Below are 8,205 nucleotides of genomic sequence, written 5' to 3'. Positions count from 1 at the left end.
GGAAGTACGGCGATATCCGCGCCATCTGGCCCTCGCTCAGCAGAAACAAATCACCCATCACGGCCTCCTTCTCAAAGACCGTGAATCACATCTCAAAAGGAATTAATAGGTCCTGAGCCTAGCCGTGCTTGAGAACTTCGTCATTGCGACAGGCACCATGCGTGAGGCGCACCGCGCGCTGAATCAGGAAGGCATGGTCCTGCCGAACGGCAAGCGGCATCCGGCCTACGGCATCCTGAGCGCCGCACAGCAGCAACAGCTTCGATGCGCCGGTGAGCTTGGGCTGACGCCTTCGGCGCGCTCACGGGCCGCGATGATGGAAACGCCCGGCAACGATGATGACAACCCGCTTGCGGTGACGTGATGGCGAGCACCTATCCCGAATGGCTGTTCGACAATTCGCCGATCCCCGATCCGCTCGGCTACGGCGAGCGTGCCGTTGAATTCCTTCGCCGGCTGAAGCACCCGAACAGCACAGCACCCGGCCACGCCTTTCAGCTTCACCGGCCTTTCGAGCGCATGGTGCGCGGCATTTACGGACCGCGCCACCCGGACGGCCGGCGTATTGCGGAAACAGTCTTCTGGATGATGCCGCGTGGCAACCGCAAGACCAGCCACGCGGCCGCGCTGGCACTGTTGCATACGATCGGCCCTGAGCGCGTTCGCGCCGGGCAAGTGATCTTCGCCGCGTCCGATCGCGAGCAAGCCGGGGTCGGCTTCCGTGAGGCCGCGAACATCGTGCGCATGGATAAGCGGCTTGTGGACGCGACCCGCATCTATGACGCCCATAACAGCGCCAAGAAAATCGTCTTCAAGGCCGAAGACGTGACGCTACAGGCGATTTCCAGCGACGGCGCAGCCCAGCACGGCAAGACGCCTGCCTTCGTTCTGGTCGATGAAATCCACGTCTGGAAAGGCCGCGCCCTTTGGGAAGCGCTGAAGTCCGGCCTTGTGAAGACCAGCAACACCCTTATGCTCATTGCCACCACGGCGGGCCGTGGCAATGAGAACATCGGCTTCGAGCAGTATGACTATGCCCGCAAGGTCGCTACCGGCGAGATCATAAACCCGGCATTCCTGCCAATCATCTTCGAAGCGGACCCGAATGATGATTGGCAGGACGAAGCTGTCTGGCACCGCGTCAATCCCGGCTTGCGCTACGGCTTCCCGAATCTCGACGCGATGCGCACACAGGCGCGCGAGGCCGCGCACCGACCTGCTGAGCGCCACGCCTTCGAGCAGTTCAACCTCAACATCTGGAAAGCGCACTCGCGCGATCCGCTGTTCGATATGGCAACTTATGACGAAGGACGCGTCGAGATCGATCTAAGCGACCTTGAAGACCTGCCCTGCTATCTCGGCGTCGACCTGTCGGTGAATGGCGACCTGACCGCGATCGTCGCGGCTTGGCGGCACGATGACGGCCGGATCACCATTCACCCTTGGCTGTTCGTGCCCGGCGACGATCTGGACAGCCGCGCCAAGCAGGACCGCGTGCCATATCTGCAATGGCGCGCCGATGGCCATATCACCGTGACCGAAGGTCCGGTGATCGAGCCGCAATCGATCGAGGATCACATTCGCGAACTGTGCGCCACCTATGACGTGCGCGAAGTGTTGTTCGATCCATACCGCGCAAGCCTCATTATGCAGCGCCTACAGCTGGAAGGTCTGCCGGCGATTGAGTTCCGGCAGGGGCCGCTCACGATGGCGCCCGCGATCGGTCATCTTGAGCGCACCGTCAACGGCCGCCGGCTGCGGCACGGCGGTAATCCGGCCTTGCGGCATCACTTCGATTCCGTAGTCGTCTCACGCGGCGACACCGGCCTTGTCCGCCTGCACAAGGGCGATCGTTTCGACAGGATCGACGGCGCGATCGCCGCGTCAATGGCTGTGGGCCGCGCCATCGCGGCCAACGACAACGGCCCGTCGATCTATGAGCGCGAAGACTACGAAGACATCCTTTACAGCTAGGAGAAACCTGCATGGCCACTGACGAAGAACGGCTTGTCGTCGCCCTAGAAGCCCGAATCCGAGATTTCGAACGCAACATTCTTAAGGCCAATCGCACGCTCGGCAAGCAGATGGATGGCATGGAGCGGCGCGCCAAAAAGTCGAGCGACCGGCTTGAGGCGATCATGGGCGGTGCGGGCCGCCGCATGGGCGCGGCGATGAAAGCAGGGCTCGCCGGGCTGGTAGCAGGCGGCGTGCTTGGTGTCGCCGGCCGGCTGGTCGACGTGGCGGGCGGCATTGCCCAGATCGGCGACGAAGCGAAGCGCGCCGGGCTCAATGTGAAGGCGTTTCAAGAACTGAAATACGTCGCGGAACAGAACCGTATCGGCGTCGATTCACTCACCGATGGCATCAAGGAATTGAACCTGCGGGCCGATGAATGGATTGAGACGGGCGGCGGGCCGGCTGCCGAGTCGTTCGCGCGGCTGGGCTTCACCGCCGAAGAATTGAAGACCAAGCTGAAAGACCCGTCGGCACTCTTCACAGAGATCATCGGCAAGCTGGAAAATCTCGACCGGGCGGCGCGCATTCGTATCGCCGATGAAATCTTCGGCGGCACGGGCGGCGAGCGCTTCGTGCAACTGATAGATCGCGGCGAGCGTGCCATCCGGGACCAGATCAAGGCCGCGAACGATCTTGGCGTCGTGCTGGACGAAGAACTGATCGAACGCGCGGACGAAGTCGACCGCAAGTTCCGGGCGATTACGACCACGATCGGCACCAGCCTCAAGAGCGCCATCGTCGAGGCAACATCGGCGCTTCAGACGTTCATTGACACGTTCCGCGATATCGAGCGGCAACAAAGCCGCACGCTCAATGAGCGCGTGACCGACATCGGCCGTGAACGCCTTGAGATCGAAAACCGCATTCTCGAATTGAAGGAACAGCAAGCCGAGATCGGCGGCTTCACCGCTGAAGCCGAGCGTCGTGTGCTTCAAGGCACCATCAACGAGCTTTCAGCGCAAAGCGAACAGCTTGCGCGGGAAGAGGCGCGCATCTTGTCGATCCTCGAAAGCCGCCGCGTGCCGGATGCGCCGGAACCGACCTCACCGGCACCGGCCGCACCGCCCGCGCGCAAAGACACCGGCGGACGTTCATCGTCGGCGCGCTCAAGCTCGACAGACAGCGCCGCACGCGAGCGCCAAGCCGTTGTGGACCTCATTGCCGAGCTTGAAGCGGAACTTCGCCTGATAGGCGCATCTGAGGCCCAGCAGCGCGCCGCTGCCGCCTCACGCATGGCAGGTGCTGCCGCGACTGACCAGCAGCGCCAGCGTATCATCGCGCTCAATGAGGCGATCTATCAGGAAACCGCTGCACTCGACGAACAGCGCGAGCGGCTACAGACGGTCGCCGATGCTGGCCGTGAGTTCGTAGGCGGCTTCCTGCAAGACATCCGGGCAGGCGTGAAGCCTATGGACGCGCTCGGCAATGCGATCGGTCGCCTCGCCGATCGCATGCTCGACGAGCTTCTGAATGCGATCTTCACCGTCGAGAACGCCGGCAGCGGCAACATCTTCGGCGGGCTCGCCAAGTTCATCATGGGTATCTTCGGCTTTGCAGACGGCGGCCAGATCAGTGCGGGTAAGCACGGGCCGAAGATACAGCGCCGGGCGAATGGCGGCATGATCACTGGCCCCGGCGGGCCGCGTGATGATCGCGTGCCCGTGCTGGCGAGCGACGGCGAGTTCATTATCAACGCTGCCGCGACGGCGAAGCACCGGCCGCTGCTTGAGGCCGTGAACGAGGGGCGTCTGCCAGCATTCGCGGCGGGCGGCCATGTCGGCGATGCCGGCTCGCGCGCCGTCGCAAGGGCGATCCGTGGCGACAATGACAATGCAGGTGCTGGCCAGATCGTCAACATTTCAGCGCCGGTCACGGTCAACGCCAGCGGCGGGACACCGGCACAAAATGCCGACCTCGCCGCGAAGATCGGCAAGCAGATGGAGGGCACGTTGCGCGGCGTCGTCGTCGACGAGATCAAGCGCCAGCGCCGGCCCGGCAATCTGCTCAATAGCAGCCGCCTATGAGAAATCGCACCGCTCGACCGCAGCACGATCGACGGAGCGCTATAAAGATCAGTCGAATGAAAAAAGAGAGACCGGCCACAGTTTGCCACGGCGACCGGTCTTTCACAGGAGATGTCACTGTTGGACAAGGCACATTATAGCAGAAGCGTCAGCGCATTTCAGGAAAAAATTCCTAGACCCGTTGACAAAAAGGTAAAACGCACAAGGGCTAAGTCGGCCGCGCGTGACGCGCAGTTCCGCCCGCTTTTCCAAGCACTTGATGCTCTTGATGGCGTGGCGCGTTCTGGCAGGACTTCAGTTACCTACGCCGCCCCCAACCACCCCCTATTCCCCATCATCAAGCTAGACGCCTCTAGCACCACCTTCACCCCAGCCCCCTATGAGCCGGAAGACCTCGATACCGACGAGGAAATCCGCCTGCACCGTCATTGGCATAACTTGCTGACCAGCCCGCCCCGGCAGCACCGGAAGCCGGCCGCGTGGCGCGATCTGTCTGACGAAGCCCGGCTAGAGTGCTTCCACCACGCCTTGCGGTCTATCGGCCCGGCAGTCGCCCTCACGCTGAATCTCAGCCCGGCCGTCGAGGAACAGGTGCGCCGTGAGCCGAGTTCGGCCGGCTGGCTGTCCAAGCGTATCGCCAGACGCCTCAAGCAGGCGCTGGGGCGCGCTGTGCCGCTGTGGTTCGCTTTCGAGCTTGAGGACGGCCGGCTGCACCTTCACGGCGAGCTAGGGGCTTCTGTGGCCGAACTGCCGGCCGTTAGGAAAGCGCTGAGGCTGGCGGGCGGTGAATGGCTGACTGTGCGACAGCATCAAGCACATACTGTGACCGCCCCGACGCTGCCATGGGTAAGCTACGCGGCCAAGGAAGCTTGGCGCGTGCGACCGTTCACGGGTCGGCTCGCTGGGATCGCGCGGCCGATCAATGGCGACTGGTATTTCGCAACAAATCGTGTTCGCTCAACTGCGAATAAGCTGTATGACACCCAAAAAGAAGCCGTAACTATCCTTCTCTAAGCGCTATGTGTTCAGTCACCACTGAACTAACACATGCCTAAATTTCTGTTTTTACTCACTTTTTGATTGCCTAACCCTGCCGGCTGATTCAGAATCTGTCCTGCAAATCAGCACCGGAAAGGAACACCCATGAAAGACATCTATCTGCCGGCAGATCGCTACGCGTTCAATGCCGCCTATCTGGCAAAGGCGCTGCGCAGGCGGCACCCTGACCCGGACACCCGCCGGGATCACATACACGCGGCGTTGCGCGTCATGGGGCTCGACATGGGCGGGCTGTGCCTCACCGGCGGCCGGATCGCGCCTGAGCGCCACGGCGAGCTTCTGGACGCCCTGCTTGACCTTGAGCCGTCAGCCTTCACCGGCGAGATCGATCTGTGCAGCGTGAAGCTGGCGCTTGGCGAGCACGGCGGCATATGGCCGGTTTCGATCCTCGCCGGGACCGATCGGGCGGCCTAGTCGCTTGCCTCTTGCATTTCTCGTAACGTCACGTTATATTTTGTCGTGTCGTGACGATTGAGGAAAACGATGGCCAAAAGTGATGCCGAGCGCGCCCGCGCCTATCGCGAGAGGAAAAAGCTGAAAGAAGCAGGCTTGCTGCCGGAAGACCCGAAGCCGGAACCGCTGGACGTGCCACGCATGCAGTCACTGGCAGACTACGTTCGCAGCCAGGGCGAAGAGGCCGAAGAGGCCGTCGAGTGGATGCGAAGTCATGTCGGGCTGTCTGTCGAGTATCTGGCGACCGGCGAACACACGGAAAAGGAGATCGAATGGACGCATAACGTGATCGACGACCTTGAGACGGCGCTGTCGACGTTGACTTCTCTCTTGAGCGGATACTGGGTCGCTGAGATCGACCGCGAAATCGAACGGCTCAAGCAGAAAGAACTTGGCGACCCGGCGCAACGTGACGCCACGCTCGACAAGATCGTGCGCTTCACCGACATGCGAAAGGGACTTGAGAAGACCTATCGCCTCAGCCTGCCGAACTACGACCCCGGCAGCTAAACGCAAACGACGCGACCCAAGGGCCGCGCCGTCCATAGCAAGCTCAACCATCGCCGGTGCGCTAACACCGGCATCAACGGCTTAAGCCGGAAAGGAAGATAGCATGCCCGACAACGTGAAGGAAACGATGGCTAAGCTCGCCGAGCGCCTGACATCGCAAGCCGGCCACGCGGCGGAGGAAGCCGCCAAACGTGAGTTCGAGCGTCTGGCAGGCCAGATCAACAGAGGCGAATACACGGCCACGGTCGCGACCAGCTTCCACGTGCTGAAGTCCGATGCACGATCGACGCAAGCGACCTTCGCGGCCCAGCTCGCGCTCGAAGAAATCATCAGCACCGGCGTTCACGTGGGCACGATCGATAGTTTCCTTGAAAGAGTAATTACGCGCGCGAGCAACAGACCTCGTTTTGTGTCCACAATTAGTGAAAAGGCGCTTTTCGCCGAGTTCCTCGAAAAGGGCTTCTATCAGTATGGATTCGATGGGCGGCGAACATGCTTCAATGACCCGAATCAAATGCTGCTCGATACGGAGTGCGACTATTCCATTGACGGGCTGCACGACGAACTAGCCACGGTCGACAACCCTGCCGAGGCATTGGAGGAAGCAATCGATCGCCTTGACCAAGCTGCGGCAAACCTGCGATTCCTTCAGGACCATTTCGCGCTCATGAAGGACGAGCGGCTGGCCAGCGCCGACGATGATGGCCCCGACGGCGATATCGCGAGCCTCGCGAGATAGAGACCAGTCTGGTCGTGAAGTAGGGGCGCAGCCTTCGGGCTGCGCCCCTACTCCTGCCGCTGACCAGCAGCCACTTGCTTCGCACGCACTCGCGCAATTCGATCGGGTCGGACGAACAGCCGGTCAAGTAGATCAAAAGTCAGGTCCTCAAGCGCCTCAGCTTCCTCAGATGAATACGGATCTTCATCGTGAGCGGCGTCGTTACCGTCGAGTGCGGCGATGTCGGCGAGTTGCACCATTTCCTCATCGATGATGCCCATCTCGCCGAGTGCCTTGATACGGCTACGGAGTGCGACCGCTGGCTGCTTGCTTTCGAGGCGAGGATCGACGTTGAATAGATGCTTGGTGGCGACATCTATCGTCTTCCGAAATATCGCTCCGGCCGCCTCAAACAGACCCGACCGCCGACAGATGGCGGCCTCCCGCCACAGGCCGGCTATGCGCGCCGGTATCGCCTTCGGAAGTGATGGAGGCATGATGCGAACGAGCGTCGGCTGCTGATCGAAATGCCGGCGCCCGTCGAGAATGCCGTCTGCCGTCACGGGATTTTCTTCGGGCTGCCCTCGGTAGATGCTCCCCCTCAGGCAAGCAGGACAGGCGAAGAACACTTCACAATTGAGACTGTCGAGTTCGCTATATCCGCGCGCATCCATTTGAGCGCGAGAGACGCCGCATCGCACGCAGTCTCTGATTAAGAAACCCATCGGGGCCGACCTCTTCTCTATGTGCTGCGCTACTTAGCACGGACTAGCTTCTTTGCGTCTTCGATGTGCGTGTGAGGCCAAGCGACACCCAGGGTGAATTCTATTCTACTTACACTGCTTTTCTCATGTTCATGGCCAGCCTCACCTCCAAGTTTGGCGGCAAGAATTTGTATACCGGCTTGCCCGCCCGCTTTTGTAGTATCACCAACTGAAATAGCAATATCGAATCTTATAGTATCGATTTCCATGCTATTATTACCGTGAGTCTTTGGGTTGACGAAGCCCTTCTTGTTGGCTTCTTCTCTTTCTGCTATTGTTTCTTGGATCGCGTCCATTATGTCATTAAGCGTCACTTTTACAAAATTCTTCAGTTCCATCCTCTGTTCCTCCTACGAAGCGCCACCGTTCGCGGCTTTTCTCTACTACCGTCGCCTCGCATGCCAGTCCTTCGAATAGCCGTAGCTGACGGCCGGCAGTGCTGTCGCGACCTCACTATGAAGCATGTTGTGAGCCACAACGAGCACGCGAATCGTCTCGCGCATATCCCCGCCGCACAAGGCGATCCATTCATCAACCTCAGCTTCCAAGGCGTCACCATCGACTGACGATATCTGCGGCACGCTTCCGGGCATCTGACGACCTCCATTCCTGCCACGCGAGATTGCCACCGGCCGCTTGACGGCGCAAGGTATATGTTCCT

General features: G+C 60.7%; 10 protein-coding genes. 7 read left to right on the top strand and 3 right to left on the bottom strand.

The features are described from left to right. Window positions 1-124 precede the first annotated feature (124 nt). The 7 genes from C7T96_RS11790 (at window position 125) to C7T96_RS11760 (ending at window position 6,801) form a co-directional block, all read left to right on the top strand. A complete protein-coding gene (locus C7T96_RS11790; RefSeq protein WP_158264353.1) occupies window positions 125-364 on the top strand; it encodes a P27 family phage terminase small subunit in 240 nt (79 codons plus the stop codon). Next, window positions 364-1,974, top strand: a complete 1,611-nt coding sequence (locus C7T96_RS11785; protein ID WP_199190464.1) for a terminase TerL endonuclease subunit — start codon at window positions 364-366, stop codon at window positions 1,972-1,974. Before C7T96_RS11790 ends, C7T96_RS11785 begins: the two co-directional genes overlap by 1 nt. Window positions 1,975-1,985: 11 nt before the next feature. After that, the gene (locus C7T96_RS11780; RefSeq protein WP_106571404.1) at window positions 1,986-4,040 is read left to right on the top strand and encodes a hypothetical protein; all 2,055 of its coding nucleotides are present in this window, start codon (window positions 1,986-1,988) and stop codon (window positions 4,038-4,040) included. 120 nt (window positions 4,041-4,160) lie between these two features. Beyond that, window positions 4,161-5,054 (top strand): hypothetical protein, encoded by an 894-nt coding sequence (locus tag C7T96_RS11775; RefSeq protein WP_146149175.1) that lies wholly within the window; start codon window positions 4,161-4,163, stop codon window positions 5,052-5,054. A 129-nt stretch (window positions 5,055-5,183) separates the two neighbouring features. Then, window positions 5,184-5,513, top strand: a complete 330-nt coding sequence (locus C7T96_RS11770) for a hypothetical protein (protein WP_106571402.1) — start codon at window positions 5,184-5,186, stop codon at window positions 5,511-5,513. A 69-nt stretch (window positions 5,514-5,582) separates the two neighbouring features. Beyond that, window positions 5,583-6,062, top strand: coding sequence for a hypothetical protein (locus C7T96_RS11765; protein WP_106571401.1), 480 nt, complete (start codon window positions 5,583-5,585; stop codon window positions 6,060-6,062). 103 nt (window positions 6,063-6,165) lie between these two features. Continuing rightward, the gene (locus tag C7T96_RS11760) at window positions 6,166-6,801 is read left to right on the top strand and encodes a hypothetical protein (RefSeq protein WP_106571400.1); all 636 of its coding nucleotides are present in this window, start codon (window positions 6,166-6,168) and stop codon (window positions 6,799-6,801) included. A 47-nt stretch (window positions 6,802-6,848) separates the two neighbouring features. On the opposite strand, the gene C7T96_RS11755 is transcribed toward C7T96_RS11760, so the two are convergent. The 3 genes from C7T96_RS11755 to C7T96_RS11750 form a co-directional block, all read right to left on the bottom strand. Further along, a complete protein-coding gene (locus tag C7T96_RS11755; protein ID WP_158264352.1) occupies window positions 6,849-7,343 on the bottom strand; it encodes a DUF4145 domain-containing protein in 495 nt (164 codons plus the stop codon). Between the two features lie 191 nt (window positions 7,344-7,534). Beyond that, complete coding sequence (locus C7T96_RS23870) at window positions 7,535-7,882, bottom strand: hypothetical protein (RefSeq protein WP_146149174.1); 348 nt, start codon at window positions 7,880-7,882, stop codon at window positions 7,535-7,537. A gap of 45 nt (window positions 7,883-7,927) precedes the next feature. Beyond that, the gene (locus C7T96_RS11750) at window positions 7,928-8,137 is read right to left on the bottom strand and encodes a hypothetical protein (RefSeq protein ID WP_106571398.1); all 210 of its coding nucleotides are present in this window, start codon (window positions 8,135-8,137) and stop codon (window positions 7,928-7,930) included. Window positions 8,138-8,205: the final 68 nt, after the last annotated feature.

The organism is Nitratireductor sp. StC3 (assembly GCF_003015025.1).
Lineage (GTDB): Bacteria > Pseudomonadota > Alphaproteobacteria > Rhizobiales > Rhizobiaceae > Mangrovimarina > Mangrovimarina alexandrii.
The sequence above is the reverse complement of the archived record's forward strand: the minus strand, read 5'-3'. Positions and strand labels throughout refer to the sequence as shown.

Excerpts from the sequence above, each read along its gene's own strand:
- C7T96_RS11785 (WP_199190464.1), top strand. The coding sequence starts at position 364 with ATGGCGAGCACCTATCCCGAATGGCTGTTCGACAATTCGCCGATCCCC.
- C7T96_RS11780 (WP_106571404.1), top strand. The coding sequence starts at position 1,986 with ATGGCCACTGACGAAGAACGGCTTGTCGTCGCCCTAGAAGCCCGAATC.
- C7T96_RS11770 (WP_106571402.1), top strand. The coding sequence starts at position 5,184 with ATGAAAGACATCTATCTGCCGGCAGATCGCTACGCGTTCAATGCCGCC.
- C7T96_RS11750 (WP_106571398.1), bottom strand. The coding sequence starts at position 8,137 with ATGCCCGGAAGCGTGCCGCAGATATCGTCAGTCGATGGTGACGCCTTG.
- C7T96_RS11760 (WP_106571400.1), top strand. The coding sequence starts at position 6,166 with ATGCCCGACAACGTGAAGGAAACGATGGCTAAGCTCGCCGAGCGCCTG.
- C7T96_RS11765 (WP_106571401.1), top strand. The coding sequence starts at position 5,583 with ATGGCCAAAAGTGATGCCGAGCGCGCCCGCGCCTATCGCGAGAGGAAA.
- C7T96_RS23870 (WP_146149174.1), bottom strand. The coding sequence starts at position 7,882 with ATGGAACTGAAGAATTTTGTAAAAGTGACGCTTAATGACATAATGGAC.